The 15,923-nt window shown below is 47.3% G+C and carries 13 protein-coding genes; all 13 read right to left on the reverse strand.

Features of this window, described 5'->3' with window-relative positions; genetic code table 11:
- Positions 1-2: 2 nt before the first annotated feature.
- The 13 genes from ACUN27_RS24790 to ACUN27_RS24850 all read right to left on the reverse strand — a co-directional run bounded on the left by ACUN27_RS24790 (position 3) and on the right by ACUN27_RS24850 (position 15,895).
- Positions 3-1,736, reverse strand: a complete 1,734-nt coding sequence (locus tag ACUN27_RS24790) for a hypothetical protein (RefSeq protein WP_445559715.1) — start codon at positions 1,734-1,736, stop codon at positions 3-5.
- Between the two features lie 17 nt (positions 1,737-1,753).
- Complete coding sequence (locus tag ACUN27_RS24795) at positions 1,754-2,638, reverse strand: ABC transporter ATP-binding protein (RefSeq protein WP_326061456.1); 885 nt, start codon at positions 2,636-2,638, stop codon at positions 1,754-1,756.
- A gap of 1 nt (position 2,639) precedes the next feature.
- Complete coding sequence (locus ACUN27_RS24800) at positions 2,640-5,555, reverse strand: ABC transporter permease (RefSeq protein ID WP_326061457.1); 2,916 nt, start codon at positions 5,553-5,555, stop codon at positions 2,640-2,642.
- Between the two features lie 12 nt (positions 5,556-5,567).
- Positions 5,568-6,596, reverse strand: a complete 1,029-nt coding sequence (locus ACUN27_RS24805) for an efflux RND transporter periplasmic adaptor subunit (protein ID WP_445560661.1) — start codon at positions 6,594-6,596, stop codon at positions 5,568-5,570.
- Positions 6,586-7,290, reverse strand: a complete 705-nt coding sequence (locus ACUN27_RS24810) for an ABC transporter ATP-binding protein (RefSeq protein WP_315948802.1) — start codon at positions 7,288-7,290, stop codon at positions 6,586-6,588. The genes ACUN27_RS24805 and ACUN27_RS24810 overlap by 11 nt, the downstream gene beginning before the upstream one ends.
- Positions 7,291-7,377: 87 nt before the next feature.
- Positions 7,378-8,766: an S-layer homology domain-containing protein gene (locus ACUN27_RS24815; protein WP_379171036.1), complete on the reverse strand. Its 1,389-nt coding sequence runs from the start codon at positions 8,764-8,766 to the stop codon at positions 7,378-7,380.
- 57 nt (positions 8,767-8,823) lie between these two features.
- Entirely contained in the window at positions 8,824-10,188 is a 1,365-nt protein-coding gene (locus ACUN27_RS24820) for an ABC transporter substrate-binding protein (protein WP_315948798.1), read from the reverse strand.
- 37 nt (positions 10,189-10,225) lie between these two features.
- Positions 10,226-11,236, reverse strand: coding sequence for a hypothetical protein (locus ACUN27_RS24825; protein WP_445559716.1), 1,011 nt, complete (start codon positions 11,234-11,236; stop codon positions 10,226-10,228).
- Positions 11,237-11,309: 73 nt separating this feature from the next.
- The gene (locus ACUN27_RS24830; RefSeq protein ID WP_315948795.1) at positions 11,310-12,623 is read right to left on the reverse strand and encodes an ABC transporter substrate-binding protein; all 1,314 of its coding nucleotides are present in this window, start codon (positions 12,621-12,623) and stop codon (positions 11,310-11,312) included.
- Positions 12,624-12,746: 123 nt separating this feature from the next.
- On the reverse strand, positions 12,747-13,433 hold the full coding sequence (locus ACUN27_RS24835; RefSeq protein WP_326061461.1) for a hypothetical protein: 687 nt from the start codon (positions 13,431-13,433) through the stop codon (positions 12,747-12,749).
- A gap of 29 nt (positions 13,434-13,462) precedes the next feature.
- Complete coding sequence (locus ACUN27_RS24840) at positions 13,463-14,203, reverse strand: hypothetical protein (protein WP_326061462.1); 741 nt, start codon at positions 14,201-14,203, stop codon at positions 13,463-13,465.
- Between the two features lie 28 nt (positions 14,204-14,231).
- A complete protein-coding gene (locus tag ACUN27_RS24845; protein ID WP_315948789.1) occupies positions 14,232-14,936 on the reverse strand; it encodes a hypothetical protein in 705 nt (234 codons plus the stop codon).
- 41 nt (positions 14,937-14,977) lie between these two features.
- Positions 14,978-15,895 (reverse strand): carbohydrate ABC transporter permease, encoded by a 918-nt coding sequence (locus ACUN27_RS24850; protein ID WP_379171146.1) that lies wholly within the window; start codon positions 15,893-15,895, stop codon positions 14,978-14,980.
- Between the last annotated feature and the right edge of the window lie 28 nt (positions 15,896-15,923).

Below are 15,923 nucleotides of genomic sequence, written 5' to 3' on the forward strand. Positions count from 1 at the left end.
TTTTACCAATAAAATTCTTCCTGTAATCGGCGATACTGCCCTGAGCGAAGAGGTGCTTTCTCATATATTTTCCGGTTGTTATAAAAGGGGTGATGTGTCCCTTCCGGGCTCAGGTGAATGACATCATCCCCGCGCCAACGCGTAATAAACTCCTGTCCTACCGCCTTTTCTATGGTTTGGCGCTCACTAAGCGGGAAGGTTAGCGTTATCTTCTCTCCTGCCTGTACCGGGCCGAGTGCGAGGAAGCGTTGATTCACCCACATGCTCGGTTCGCTTCCTGTTTGTGTCCGTACGCTATCACCGAGTTCACGATATACTTCCACCTTTGCGTAGCCTGCCCATTCAGGGATGCGAACCAACAATCTTGGCACACTACGATGAATCTCCAGTTCCACCTTGCCCTCGTGAGGCAGATGACTGGAGACATCAAGCCAACGTGAGCCCCGGTTCAACAGAAAGTTCACGCTAATCGTCCCGTTATGCTCCGTAATCGTATTGCTCCATCCCATGAATAAACCGCGCGTCCCCGAGCCAATGCAGCAGGTTTGCAAATCGTTGGTATGCCCTCTACCTCCGCTGACATTACAGCAGAAATCATTGGGAGCGGAGTAACCAGCGAATGCCCCACGCGTACGTTCTGCCACGTTGAAGAAAGACTTCATCCCAACATCATCATTGGCTTTATTGTCAGCCCCCACAACCCAATCCAGATTCAGCAGCTGCGACTCGGTTAAGTGGTTGCGCAGGAAGCGCTCTACGATGCCCCAGTACTCGACATACCCCACTCTGGCCAGCGTAATTCCTGTAGAAATTAAGTCGACGAGCGAGCAAGTTTCATGCTCAAAAGCCTGTTCATGCATATCGCCAGGCGTCCAACCAAACGTTGTGCAGCGAGTTAGCGCCCAGTCATAACTCTTCTTGACGAAATGGATGATTGAAGCGTCCTGGGTATGCAAAGCAAAACGCGCAAGCGCATCAAGCGTACCGATGCGGGTATGAAAGTGGCCGCTGCGGTAAGCAAGCGAATCGTTAAAGCTGCCATCCGGATTAAAGACGCCGCTGCGATGAACAATAAGCGCCGAGAAAAACTGACACAGCTCGAAAGCATCCATATTTCCTGTCAACTCATAATATTTGAGCAGTGGCATGACCAAACGTCCGCAGAAGGCTGCCGGATCTGGGGCTAGCCGAAGCTGAACTGCGTTGGTGGACGGCCAGCCATTGACGGTGTACTCGGAAGCCGGGTAATACCACACGTCTTTTTCCTTAATAGCGATTCGTTTGAGCGCAGCTACATGTTTATCAGCCACATGCTTGATTTTGCGGTCGCCTGTTGACATAAACCAGGATGTTAATGCGAGAATGACAGCCCGTTGGTCAATCAAGTTTGCGTTGGTTTCCCAAGGTGCCTTCGGATTGATTTGCCGGTAACTGAGTCCGTCCTCTTTGAAAAAACTGAGGAAGTTAGCTCTGTAACGCTCCTCAATGTCGCGCCCCCGCTCGTCTCCTGTCATATGTCTGGCCAAAATAAGAGCATCCACCAAGCGGCCATGGCTGGAGCCGTAATCCCAGTCCCCATGGGTCAAAAACGCCGGCTTCTCCATCAAATTCGCTGCAAAAAAAGGAATATATTCAAAATCCTCATCTGCCATCCCGATAATGGCGCTAAGCACGTGTCCAGCCCGCTCCTCCAGCAGAAGGGTATCCGGTATTTGTTTCGTTTCCTGACTAATCATCGACAATTGCTCCTTCGTTATACTTTGATTGGAGGTATGAGCACGATCCTGCCGTCCTCCACCGTAACCTTCATTTTATTCGTTTCTTTCATACCAATTGTTTCCAAGTAGCTCGCTGGAATTTGCAGCCTACCGGCTTGGTCGAGCACCGCGTATTCGTCGTGAGACTCCTCTTCTTGCTCTTCAATACCTTCTTCTAAATCCTGCAGTTCTTGCTCATAGGACTTGCGCCGTAAAATTTCTGACGACGTTCTTCCGTCCCGGATCGCAACCACACGATCCACTTTCTTAGCGAGCATCGGATCATGTGTCACAATCACGATGGTGAGCCCCAGTTCCCGGGACAGCTGCCGGAACAAATCAAGGATTTGATTGGCCATGCGTGTATCGACCGAGCCCGTAGGTTCATCCGCAAGCAGCAGCTTCGGATGGTTCGCAAGGGCAATCGCAATCGCCACGCGCTGCTGCTCTCCACCGGATAACTGGTTCAATTTGTTATTCCTTCTGTGACTAAGCCCGACCGCTTCCAGCAACTCAAGCGCGCGCTCCCGTTTCCGTTTGCCCTGCAGCAGAATGGGCAGCTCCACATTTTCCTGGGCCGTCAAATAAGGGATTAAGTTGCGCGCATTGTTCTGCCAGACAAAGCCGACAGACTCGCGTTTATATTTGACGAGGTCCTTCTCGCGTATGCTGAGCAGGTCCTTGCCGTCTACGATCAAACGCCCGGCCGAAGGCCGATCAAGTCCGCCAAGCATATTCAGCAGCGTCGATTTGCCGCTTCCGCTATTGCCGATAATGGCCATCAGCTCGCCAGCTTCCACATGCAGATCCAACCCTTGCAGCGCCACGACTTCCAAGTCGGCAATTTTGTAGATTTTAACCAGATTATCGCAATGGATCATCTTAATCCTCCCCAAGCTTCACGGCTTGATGTATCCGGATTCGCGAGACGATATGTCCGAGCACCACAAGTCCAATTGTGATCATGACGGTGACGATCCCATACAGCCGCTCATGGTCGCGCGGATCGAACGTAACTTGAAACGGAGGTACTTGCGTGCTGGGATCGAACGATAACTCGAATAAGGGAACAAACAAGTGACTAGCAATGTTACCCGTCATCATCCCAATAAGAATCGCTGCGCCCGATACCATCACTTGTTCACCGATCAGCATGCCAATCAGTTGAAAAACGGAAACGCCCATTGCCCTGAAAATCCCGAATTGCAGAGTCCGTGCGGATAATGACAGCACCCAATAGAGCAGGAACCCGAAAAAGCAAACGACAACCGAAATGATAAACCCTAACGTCATAACCCCATTAATCGCGAGTTGAAAAGGATCTTTGACAGCTATGATCTGTGCTTGCTTTGCGTCCGTCAACGATTCGATATCGTACCCATGTTTGACCACAGCCTGATACACGGCTTGACTGCTCGCATCCGGTTTCAGCTTCATCCAAACTTCATAAGGCTCAATCCCGATGTTGTTCTGAATGTACGTGAGGTGACCGACGATTAGCATCGGTTTCTTGACCTTCGTGGTAGTCCCTTGCTTCGTGGTCACCGAAATCGTATCGCCCGCTCCAGGATTAGGATTCCAGGACGGCCAATAATCAATAATTCCGAAGACGGTCACGGAGGCAGGCTCGAGGTTCCCCCAACCGAGCGAAAGTGTATCTCCCACTTTAACGCCGTATTCTTCTGCCACCGACTTTGATATCAGAACAGCGGAAGGATTTTTGGCAATTAAATTTAAATATTCGTTCATATGATGATCCAGCAAATGATCTCTCAACCACGCCGTCTCGCCGAAGGCTTTGGTGTCTATGCCCATTAGCTCAACTTTTGCGTTCGTTTTACCTTTGGTAAAGGATGCATCCTTTTTGACAAACACCTTAGCTGCATGTTCCACGCCTGGGAGCTGCGTAAACGGTAAAAAAGATGGCTCGCTGTATTGCACCTTAGGCGGCGGGGTTACGGGAGCATCGTCCGATAAAGCCACCTCTGACGTACTTTCATCGCTCGATTCCTCTGCACCAAACAAGATGGCCGGTGGCGCATCGTTTTCCCAATGAATCTGCATGACGATATCGGAACCGGCGGAATACCGGATTTTATCCGTCGTATTCTGATTGATCGTACGTGTGGCGCTTGCGCTGAACAGTCCTGTAGCAATCGTAATAATGAGAAACACCATAATAAATTGATACTGAATAATCGAACGGCTCACCTGGATTAAAGTCGTGTATAAGGTTGGCGGCCACCAGCGTTTACCAATTCTGTACAAAAGCTTCATGAACAAAGGATATAAACGAAGCACGAGCAAGCCCAGGCCGAAAATAAACATCGCGGGAATGAGAAACAACAGGGGATCTACTCTTAAATCTCCTGATTTCAAACCGAGTGAAAGGATATCTTTGACCCTCGTTTTGTAATTCTGCAATCCGTACAACGAAATACCGATAATCGCGATATCGAGGAAAAATTTATGCCAAAAAGACTGTTTCTGCAGTCTCGCTGATTGCTGCTTGTGGCCGACAATGGTGACTCTTGTTGCAAGAATAACGGGAATGAGCGTCATGACAAGCGATGCCGAAATTGCGATCAACGCATAGAGAAAAGCATCCTGATTCAGCTCGGTTTCCAGCTTTGCGCGTTGGACAAATTCAAGAAACCCACTAGAAGCACCTAATAAACTTGTAATCGATTCGCCTATATACGGCCCGACTGCATAAGCAATCGCCCCAAGCACCACGCCTTCAACGGCGTAACTAAGCACAATTTGCCAGCGGCTGGCTCCCCGGCTGCGCAGCACGGCGATCTCTGTTTTTTGCCTTTCCGTGATAAGGTTAGCGACCATATATAAGTAAAAAGCGAGCATCAGCATAACAGGCACGTTAAGCGACCATAACATTTTCCGTAAATTTGCTTCTTTTATATAATAGTTAGTGAGTGTTTGGAGAGCCGGCACGTTTTTATTATGGTTTTCATAATGAGCATCCATATAGGTATTGATCGCTTCATCGTTATAAAGAAATCCGTCAGCGGACGCTAATGTCAACAACTTGTAATCAAGCGCGAAATACCAATAGCTGGATTGAACATTTAACTTGCCTTCCACCGTAAATGCTTTCTCGAACAATTGAAAATCGATGAGAAAGCTGTTCTTATAACTGCTCGTATTGTTGTACCAAAAAATATCGGTGTAGTCCTTGCGGTCGAACACGCCGACAGGTTTAATGGAGATCGGCTCCTGCATACCCGCATCTTTGATCATGAAAACGGTGTTCAGCACCATCCCGAGCTCGGTTAAAGCCTCCGGAGCAACAAGGGCTTCATACACGCCGTTAACCGGCTCTTTCGCCGGAAGCCGCCCATCTACGAGTCTGATGTGATTTTCCATGCCATCGATCGCGGATATATCCGCTGATCTTTGAACATTAATGTCGATTTTATCCGGCTCAGCCGGTGTTAAATTGTAGCGCTGCGTTGCTCTCTCACGAACGAAGGACTGCACCGGGATGCCGAATCGTCCTTCTTTTCCCTTAAGAAACTGCTCTGTTTCTGCTATCGTGACATGCTTCGGTTGTTTTTCTTGCGCGGAAAAAGAGGCCGACAGCCAATAAATGCCCGGATATTGATTGCTGCCCAGCTGCAGCTGCTGCATTTCTTGAATAAGCAGTCGTTGCAAAATGGCACTCGTATAAATCGGCATGCTGCTCGCCAATGCGACAGACAGCACAAGCCCGAACAACAAGCTAAGCTCAAGCCATTTATTATTGATCATTTTGCGCAAGATCATGATAAATAACGCCAATGTCTTAGCCTCCTAGTTGTTCAGGATAATCTGCTGCCCTTCGCTTAACCCTTTGCGTATTTCCACTTCTGTCGCCGCAACGATGCCCTTCTCCACATCAATTTCTTTGCGGCTTTCGCCGTCCAGCACCTGGACAAAATCACGGCCCATGTAGTTGCGAAGTCCAGCTCTTGGGATCACAAGCACCTGATCGCGCTTCTGGGTCACAATCGTGATATCGGCCTGATTGCCAATCACGACATCCGGTGGCAAACCTGTCACTTGGATGTAGACGGCTTTCGCATTTTTGTCCTGAATCGCTTTATTACTGTTCGGCGGCGCGGAGAGAGGCGTTTGAACGACCTTCCCCGGATAAGTTTTATCTTTGATTTTCACCGTTACATCCATGCCAACTTCGACTCCACCCAAATCATTGCTACTTGAAGCTGTATAAACAAGCTTCATCTGTTTCTGATCCGAAAGCGTGATGACTTGTTTGTAAGCAACAACTTGGTCCCCTGGCTGAAGAGTATCGATAAACGTCACAATCCCGTCAATGGTAGAAGTCAGCCTTGTATTCTTAAGTTGATTCTGGAGCGATTCCAATTGCAGCTGGGCGCTCTCCATATCCAGCAGCATCATCCGAATATCGGGATCATCGGCATCTTTTTCCGCCATCGCTTGCTGAAGTGAAATTTTTAGTTTCTCAATGGCGATTTGCTGGAGCTTCACTCTCATATCCAAATCGGACGTTTCTGTTGTAGCCAGTACATCCCCGGCTTTCACCTGATCCCCCAGCTTCACGTTGATTTGTTTCAAACGCCCGCCGGACTCCGAATAAAATAAATAGTCCATTTTATCGGAGGCAAATGTAGCGACACCCGTTATTTGTTGGGTAATATTGCTGCGTTTGACCGTGTACAGGTTTAAGATTTCCTTAGCGGGCTCGACAAGCGGTGGTTTCAACTCGCCTTCCTCAACGGGCAAGAGCGCGCACCCCGCCAGCACCCATGCCATGCAGCATAGGCTGATAACCGGCATAACTGCTCGTTTAAGTCGCATCGACAATTTGTCCATCCTCCAATGCGTAAACATGATCGGCATAACTCATAATGGCGGGATCATGCGTCGTGAGGATGATGGTCATGCCCTCATGCTGCACCAAATCTTTGAATACCCGCATCACTTGCGCACCCATCTTGCTGTCTAATTCAGCCGTCGGTTCGTCTGCAAGAATTAACGTCGGTTTATGGGCAATCGCTCTTGCAATCGCTACCCGCTGCTGCTCTCCCCCAGACATTTCAAACGGCCTATGTTTCATCCTTGCCTTAAGCCCCACATACTCTAGTGCACTTTCCGTGTAATCCTTAAAATTCACCGACTTCACACCGGCAATACGCAAGCCAAACTCTACATTCTCATACGCTGTCATTAACGGAACGAGGCCAAAAGATTGAAAAATAAGCCCCATATCCTTTCGCCGGAGGGCGTTACGTTTGCTTTCGGAATAGCCGCTGATTTCATTGCCGCCAAAGAACACTCGTCCTTCTGTCGGTCTATCCAACGCACCCAAAATATTGATTAATGTGGTTTTGCCAGAGCCCGAACGACCTCTGAGTGCAATGAGCTGCTTGGAGGGAATACTTAAGCTCGCTCCCCTCAAGGCATGAACAGCTGCTGAGCCGCGTCCAAATATGCGAGTGACACCTTCTGCTTGAACCAGAGGTGCAGAGCTTGCTTGTTGATGGACATTCATGACCACTCACGCTCCTATATGTGCGGATTTGGCTAGAGAAAGAACTCCAGTTCGAAAACTGGAGTTCGACATGTTGATTCAAAGCTATTAGCCGTTTTGCAGTGTCCACAAAACAAGTGCATCCAAAAGCTTCCAACTATCTTCAGTAGCGTTATCATAATTACCGGCAAAGGAGAAGAAGGAAAGACGCGCTTGTACCTCATAGCCGCTATCAGAGTGCGTTCCTTTGTTGTAGTAGAAAATGGTTGATTCTTTCGGCTTTCCTGGAACTGTCGCAATAACCGTAGCTTCCTTGCCTGGAAGGCCGTAAGCCATAGCTGTTTTTGGATCTGTCGTTAATAGAAGGTCCACTTCACCGGAAAGACCCGCCGCAGCCTTGTCTTTCGGCTCTGCAATTGTCGTAGATTTGATATTATATTCGTTGGTGTTCTCCTCTTGAGAGGAAAGACCGAGATAGTACATGCCGTGATTTTTTAAGTAAACTGTTGGGATCGCAATATCTTTCATAATGCCGGAACGAAGATATTTGGAGTTAAGCGTGTTGCTGACGAAAACCAAATCATATCCTTCCGCTTTATCTGCCGTAAACTTATCACAGTTGACCCATGTCACTCTGAAACCAAGATTTTTCAAACGGCCAATAATTTTCTCATCATCCGGGTTATCTTTCAGTTGTGTCATTTGAGAGCTTTGACGTGTGATGAAAAGCAGTTTTTTGCCTTGTGCGGAAATTTCGCCAGCTGGCGCTGCAGGATCTTTACCAGTCTCTGGCTTGACCTCTGGTTCTTCTGCTGGTTCCGGTTCACTTCCGGAAAGAATTTGTTTGGCTGCAAAGCTTGCAAGAGCCAGCATTTTACGTGTAGCGGACGTTTTTCCGCTAAATTTACCCGCTGATTGGTTCGTTAGCAAGTTCTTCTCAAGCGCAAGTGAAACATAACCTTTGGCCCAATCATCTACCGTTGAATCATCAACTGGCGTAGCTGCAGCCGCATCGTCATCCAGACCTAATCCGCGAATCAGGAAAGCTGCCAGCTCTTGGCGGGACACATCACCAGCTGGTTTGTACGTTTTGCCTTCTGCATCGTAACCATTGGTGAGTCCTGCCTTCTTCAATGCTTCAATATAAGGAAGCGCGTAGGAATTGGCCGGATCGTCACTTCTGACGTCAGTAAAAGAAGAAACCGTTAGCGTATTGTCCACTTCGAGGTTAAAAATAATCGCAGCCACTTTCGCAAACTGTGCCCGATTCATCCGAGCGTCCAGTCCAAACGTATCTTCCGTCAACCCATTAAAAACGCCGTCTTGAATCAGTGAATCGAACTTTTCCTTATCTGCTTGCGGTAAATTCTTCAAATCTTTGAAATCGTCGACGCTTTTCACTGCTGCGGGTGTACTCGTGTCTTCTGCGAAAGCAAACGGAAGGATAGTTAGTGACATGAGAAGGATGGATAGTAGCGAGAATACAAATTTTTTCACGTGAACTCACCTTTCTAAATTTGATTTGTCATGTATGTTAGCATGGTTGGTAAACGGTTACTTGGTCGTGCTCGCAGCCTTATTAATTTCAGTTTTAGCTGCCTTTGCGGTCTCAATCGCTTTCGTAGCTTGCTCCTGAACCATTCTAAGCGCTGTTACGGAATCTTTGGACTCCTTAAAAATAAGCGGTTGGAATACGCCTTGAACAGGTACGTCATACCAAACTAAACCAGGATTACGTGCAGCAGGAGGCATCGCATTTTGACTGCTAAAAATGGATTCAACGTGCTTACCTTGCATTTGCGGCAAGTTTTTCCCGAAGGCTGCTTTGACCGCATCCGTCTGAAGCGGACCGATGACGCCTTCTTTGGCAAGCTCAATCTGATGTTCTTCCGAAAGCAGTGCATCCATGACCTGGAAGGCCAGATCTTTTTTCTTCGATTGCTTCGTAATGTACATCGAGTACACATTCGGCTGATATTTCGTGTTAGGAGCGTCACTTAAGGACGGAACAGAAGCAATGTCGAAATTCAAGTTTTTGTTTTCCTCATAGAACTTGACTAAATGATCGCTCACCGTTGCCACCGCCATGGCGATACTTGGCTTGGAGGCGAACGTTTCGACGGTATCAAACTGGTTGGCTGGAATATCGTAGAACCTTCTCATGTTGTCTACTAGCTTCTTCCAATTCGGATCGCTCATATCTCCTTTATCCTCGGTTTTGCTTAACGGAGACAGGGACAATTGATTATAATTTAAATAATGGCCCGGGTTTTGTGAGAAACCTTTGTACGTAACGTCACCTTCAACGCGCGTCAGCTTTTTCGCCAACTCGTAGATCTCATCGTACGTCATACCGTCTTTCGGATAATCAACGCCGAATTTATCGAAAATATCTTTGTTGTAAAATAAAGCAAAATCGTTGTTATAGAACGGAAGCCCGTATATTTTTCCATCCGGAGTTAAATTTTTGATTTGCGCCATATAGGCCGGATTCAATTTACTCGTATCGAAGTTATACTTTTTGATCAGATCGCTAATATCGTATTGAAGGTCATTATCAATCAAATATCTTTGTACGTTCATCCGAGTGTCGTCCATGATGATATCAGGAATCGTCCCGGCTGCGATCAAGTCCTTGTACTGTCTGCCCGGATTGTCCCAAGCTACGTGTTTGATCGTGACATTCGGAAATTTCTTTTTGATAAAGTCCCCAATTTGTTTCTGAAAAATTTCCTCTTTGACATAATAAGCCGGCCATACGGTATAAATGAACAATTCGTTGTCCGGTGACGACTGGGCTTGCGGTGAGGTTTTCTCATCCGTTCCACCCGGTTTGGCACTTGGAGCTGCCTCGTTCGTGCATCCGGCAGCCAGCGCAAGGGTAAGCGCGAGAGCCAGACTTATTTGTACTCGTTTCATTACGACAATTCCCTCCTTCATGAACCGCAAGATTTCGTTATCCGTTCTGCAACGTCCACAAAACAATGTTATCCCAAAGCTTCCAGCCCGCATCCGTAGAAGTATCCTGCATGCCGTTACTCCAATAGTAGTAGGATAATCGCGCTTTCACTTCATAACCGTTATCGCCTTTGGCGCCTTTATCATAGTAATAAAGAGCAGCCTTCGTTTTGTCGCCCGGAACCGTTGCGATCACTTTCGCTTCCTTGCCTGGAAGCCCATAACTGACGCCGAAATTATCACCGGTTTCCGTGTAAACTTCTACTGTTCCTGATAATCCGCCGGCAACCTTAGATTTGCTATCGACGATATCAATTGATTTCAACTTCTTGACCGTCGTGCCTTCCTCTTGGGAGGAGAGTCCCAGATAGAACATCCCGTGGCTTTTCACATACACCGTTGGAATGGCAACTTCTTTCATCACACCTGTTTTCAAAAATTTTGAATTCGTCGTTTGGCTGATGTAGATTAAATCGAACCCTTTCGTCGCATCAGCGGTAAGCTCACGATCTGCAAGATGGGTTACGCTAAATCCCATCCCTTTCAAACGGCCAGCAATCGCAACGTCTTCAGCGGGAAGCGGCTCGGAATCTCTGCCGACAAGAAGCACTTTCTTCCCTTGCGGAGATACTTCCTCTTTCTGAGCTGCCTCTGGTTGACTCGCAGCTGGCGCTGGTGCAGCCGTTGCCTGGGCAGGTGCTTCGCTTGCCTTCGCTGTGGAAGCCGCAGCCGGCGCCTTCGTTGCATCAGCCGTAGGGCTCGCTGCTTTCGTTGCTTCCACGGTTGCAGCAGGCGTTGCTGAAACTGCAGGTGTTGACGAAGCTGCGGGAGTCTCTGAGGCCTTCGCTGTATGAGTTGGAGCCGTCGATGGTGTTGCCGTTGCAGTCGCTGTTACTGTTGACGTGGGAGATACCGATACGCCCGGATTAGCTGCTTTCTCTGAGGAGGAACAGGCGCTCATCGTGATTGTCATAAACACTGCAACGAGCAGCAATAGAAAACGTTTCATGGAATGGGTCACCCCTTTTTCAATTTGGAATGAAGGCGCCTCCAATGATTGGATGAAGGAGCCCTATGTTGCATTATTGGGCGGCTTTCTCGGTCTGAATTGCTTTTGTTGAAGATTCTTCAATCATGCGCAGTGCGGTTACGGAGTCCTTGGATTCTCCGAAGATCAGTGGCTGGAACACGCCGTGTACCGGCACATCAATGTAAGTTAAACCTGAAGCGCGAGCTGCTGGCGGCATGGCATTTTTGCCGTAGAAGATGGCTTGCGTATGTTTCCCTTGCATTTGCGGCAAGTTTTTACCGAAAGCTTCTTGTACTTTCTGCGTTTGCAGCGGTCCGATGATGCCTTCTTTTGCAAAATTGACTTGCATCTCTTCAGACAGCAGATACTGAATGACTTGGAAAGCTTGATCTTTCTTAGTCGACTGTTTGGTAATATACGCCGAGTATAGATTTGGCTGAGCTTTGACGCCCGGTGCATCTGCAAAGGATGGCATAGCTGCGATATCAAAGTTCAAGTTTTTGTTTTGCTCATACCACTGAACGATCTTCTCTGTCACGTGAACACTCATCGCCATTTTCCCTTTCGGGAAATCATCGACGGATGTAAACTGATTGGCCGGAATCTCGTAGAAACGTCTTAGATTGTCAACTTCCTTCTTCCAGCCCGGTGTATTCATTTCCGCCTTGTCTTCCGTCAAGCTGAGAGGGGAAAGGGAAAGCTGATTATAAGTCATATACAAACCAGGATGCTGTTGGTAACCCTTGTACGTATTTTCGCCTTCGACACGAGTCAGCTTTTTAGCTAATTCATAAACTTCATCATAGGTCATACCGTCTTTCGGGTAATCCACACCGAATTTATCAAAAATATCTTTGTTATAGAACAGAACGAAATCACTCATTTGGAAAGGTAAACCATAAATTTTCCCTTCCGGCGTTACGTTCTTCATTTGTGCCATTGCGGCTGGATTTAATGTACTCGTGTCGAAATTATACTTTTTGATCAGGTCCGTCATGTCATACTGCAAATCGTTTTTCAAAATATAACGCTGCAAGTTCATTCGGGCATTATCAATCACAATATCAGGAATGGTGCCAGCTGCTATCAGATCCTTATATTGCCGACCTGGATTATCCCACTGCACGTGTTTGAATGTAAGATCTGGAAATTTCTTCTTGAGGTATTGCCCCACTTGTTTCTCCCAGATATCTTCTTTGGCATAAAAGGCTGGATACACGGTATAAATGAATATTTCGTTGTCCGGTGATTTGTTTTCTGAGGCAACGGGCTGCTGTTTATCGCTTTGAGCTGGCTCGGACGTACAGCCTGTCAGGATAACAAATGCCGAGGTGATCGCTAAAGATGCTTTGAGAAATTTTTTCATTTTCTCTATGAACCTCCCAATCGTGATTTCAAATTTTGTATACTTTCACTTTATTACGAAATGTTTACGTTTACATTAGGGGGGTTCTCCAACATTATAGGTTGTTTGTTGCATCATTCCGATTCAACCTTTCCCCACTGACCAATGAACGGCTGCATCAAATAGCTTCCATCCATGATCCGTCCTGTTGATTTCTTCTCCGCCTGTCAAATTGAAAAACAAGCGCTTAGCCGGTAAAACCTGGCCGCTCATATTTTTCATACCTTTGTCAAAAGCACAAATCACGGCACGTTTATCGTTATCCGGTGCTGAGGCAATAATAACGCCCCCCTGTGGCACAACAAAGCTGATCTTCGCTTCCTCTTTATAAATATCCACACTGCCCGGTAATCCAGCCGCAAGCTCATGCTTACTCTCTTTAATCGAGATCGACAAGCCGGTATATTCGCCGTAATCCGAATCATCTTTGCTGGCTAATCCCACTTCACCCAATATTTTGCCATTGGCATAGATGACAGGCGCAGTTGATCCGAGTAATTTATCCGCAACGCGATGAGAACCTGCGAATGAACTGACAAAGACCAAGCCATAGTTGGCCGGCTGTTCGGGAGTAAGCTCTTTATCTGACATCAGCGTTACCTCATAGCCAAGCTCCTTGAAATGCTTCATCACAATTCGGTCATTTGCGCTATCCGTGCCGACAAAAAGGACTTTCTTTCCGTTTCCAGCATCTTTTTGTGTAGGCATGGAACAGGCAGCGCTTGCAAAAATAAGGATGACAACCATTAAGTAGGAAAACAACCGTTTCATTAACTCCCTACCTCCTTCAAGAACTCATGTTATTTGGTCTCTTGCGCCCAGCGGACAGCGGCATCAAACAGCTTCCAACCGTCATCCGTTTGATTGATTTCTTCACCTGTCATCATGTAAAAGAAAACCTCACGTGCAGCAACCGTTTGCCCTTTCACATTCGTCATGCCCTTATCGTAAGCAAAGATAGTCGCCTTCATATCATCGTTTGGCACGGTAGCTACAACAATCGCACCTTTGCCCGGCGTTGCCCAACTCATCTTTCCATTATCTTTGTAGACATCGACATTGTTTTGCAGGCCGGCTGCGAGCGCATGTTGGCCATTGCGGATTTGAATCGTCTTCGCCGCATTGTTCCCTTCGAGTTTGCCGTTCATGTCCACATCAGTCATGCCTGTATCACCGGAAATTTGCGGCTCGTCATAGATGACAGGGACTGGAATGGCCACGAATTTGTCCTTGATTTTCCCTGAATTGACCGACTCGCTAACAAAAATTAAATTGAAACCATTGGCTTTCTCTGTCGTCACTTCTTTGTCGGAAATCACCGTGACATTCATCCCATGTTTTTCCTTAAAGCGCTTGATCACTATCCCGTCCCCGCCGCCTTCTTGGCCGATGAAAAGCACACTTTTTCCATTGCTCTGCGACTTGGCTGCCGCGCTGGATGCCGGTTGGTTGGATACCGATACAGGATGACTAGTGACCGAACTGCAAGCGGAGAGTGCAAAGACCATACAAGCCATAAGGGCTGCATTTACCTTTTTCATAAACGAATTTCCTCCCTGTCAGGAATGTTTATTTTTGTCCATTTTGAGCTGCCCACTGCACAGCCGCATCCAATAATTTATAGCCGTCATCGGTCTGATTCATTTCTTCCCCTGCACTCAAATAAAAAAATACTTGCCGGGAAGAGACCGGCTCATTATTAATATTTTTGGCGCCCTTCTCATAGCCAAAAACAACCGCTTTCTTATCATCACCGGGAGCTGTTACGATCGTAACAGCCTCTTTGCCTGGGATGGCGTAACCGATTTTACCGTCATTTTTATAAACCGTTACTTGATCTTTAAATCCAGCTGCCAATGGATGTTTGCTGTCTTTAATTTGAACGGTTTTCGCCGCGCTGAGCTCATTGTAATCCAACAGCCCTGTTAATGCGGAAATACTGGCCACTTGCGGCTTCGCAAAAACGATAGGCACCTTCGAGCCTTTAAGCTGGTCATTAATTCTGGAAGCATTGACAGTCGGGCTAACATAAACAACGCCATAACCGTTTAGATTTTCCGGTTTAAACACGTTATCCGCCATATCAATGACGGTATAGCCTGCCTTCTCAAAATGCTTCACCACATAGGGATCATTCGTCCCTTCCCCTCGTTTGATATAGAGCATTTTAACCGGCCCGGCTGATTTGCTTGCCGTCGTTGGTGTTGATTTCGAACATGCCGCGAGCATAGCAATCAGGACGCCAACCAAACATAATGCGAGAAGACGTTTCATCTCTTTTTTACCCTCCGTTTCAACTGTCTCTTGCCAAGTTTCTATTCCACTAAGCCTGTTCGCTCTACGCCTTCTACAAACCATCGCTGCGTGAACGTATACAGTAGCAGTGGCGGGATAATCATTAAGAACGTTGTCGACATCCGTATCGCCTCGTCATTCACGGACGGTCCGTAAGCCTCGGCTTGTTGACGCAGTGCTGATGCAATCTTCTCTATTCCGAGCGATAAAGGCGCCGTTTCAATATCGGACAAGTACATGCTCGGCAAGTAGAAGTCGTTCCACGTCCAGATGAAGGAAAATAGAAAAACGACGAGAATCGCCGGTTTGGCTAACGGCATCATCACCTTGTAAAAAATTTTAAACACGCCGGCCCCGTCAATCCGGGCTGCTTCTTCCAATTCCTTCGGCTGTGTGGAGAAAAATTGGCGGTAAATAATGACGAACAGCGCTCCTTTTAACCCCAGCCCGAAAAAGGCCGGAACGATAATCGGATAAATCGTATTCAGGAGACCTAACTGTCTGGCATAAATGATGTTGGGCAGGATCGTAACTTGCATAGGCACAATAAAAGTTAGCATAAGGAAAAAAAACAGCACTCGTTTAAACGGGATTTTCAACCTTGCAAACGCGTAACCGGTAACGGCGCACGATAGGGTTTGCAAGATAGCCACGGAGAGCGAGAGGCCAAGGCTGATACCCAGCGCCTTCGGATATTTCATCCACGACCAAGCCTCCTGGAGGTTCCCGAGGTAGATTGTCCTCGGGAACCAGTTGACAGCGGGATCCAGCAAATCGTCTGCATTTTTAACCATAGTCGCTATCATGTGCAGGATTGGCTTCAAATAAATGTAAGCCGTATCCAGCAAGATCAAGTAGATGAACAATTTGAAAAGCAGACCTTTATCCGCTTCCCGCCCGATAACCGCATAACGGATTTTGCTGAGCAGCTGCAGCATGCCAACCGTCTGCGCTTCTTTCAATTTG

This window comes from Paenibacillus sp. WC2504 (assembly GCF_052682475.1).

Excerpts from the sequence above, each read along its gene's own strand:
- ACUN27_RS24790 (WP_445559715.1), bottom strand. The coding sequence starts at position 1,736 with ATGATTAGTCAGGAAACGAAACAAATACCGGATACCCTTCTGCTGGAG.
- ACUN27_RS24845 (WP_315948789.1), bottom strand. The coding sequence starts at position 14,936 with ATGAAACGTCTTCTCGCATTATGTTTGGTTGGCGTCCTGATTGCTATG.
- ACUN27_RS24850 (WP_379171146.1), bottom strand. The coding sequence starts at position 15,895 with ATGCTGCAGCTGCTCAGCAAAATCCGTTATGCGGTTATCGGGCGGGAA.
- ACUN27_RS24795 (WP_326061456.1), bottom strand. The coding sequence starts at position 2,638 with ATGATCCATTGCGATAATCTGGTTAAAATCTACAAAATTGCCGACTTG.
- ACUN27_RS24835 (WP_326061461.1), bottom strand. The coding sequence starts at position 13,433 with ATGAAACGGTTGTTTTCCTACTTAATGGTTGTCATCCTTATTTTTGCA.
- ACUN27_RS24810 (WP_315948802.1), bottom strand. The coding sequence starts at position 7,290 with ATGAATGTCCATCAACAAGCAAGCTCTGCACCTCTGGTTCAAGCAGAA.
- ACUN27_RS24825 (WP_445559716.1), bottom strand. The coding sequence starts at position 11,236 with ATGAAACGTTTTCTATTGCTGCTCGTTGCAGTGTTTATGACAATCACG.
- ACUN27_RS24820 (WP_315948798.1), bottom strand. The coding sequence starts at position 10,188 with ATGAAACGAGTACAAATAAGTCTGGCTCTCGCGCTTACCCTTGCGCTG.
- ACUN27_RS24830 (WP_315948795.1), bottom strand. The coding sequence starts at position 12,623 with ATGAAAAAATTTCTCAAAGCATCTTTAGCGATCACCTCGGCATTTGTT.
- ACUN27_RS24840 (WP_326061462.1), bottom strand. The coding sequence starts at position 14,203 with ATGAAAAAGGTAAATGCAGCCCTTATGGCTTGTATGGTCTTTGCACTC.
- ACUN27_RS24805 (WP_445560661.1), bottom strand. The coding sequence starts at position 6,596 with ATGCGACTTAAACGAGCAGTTATGCCGGTTATCAGCCTATGCTGCATG.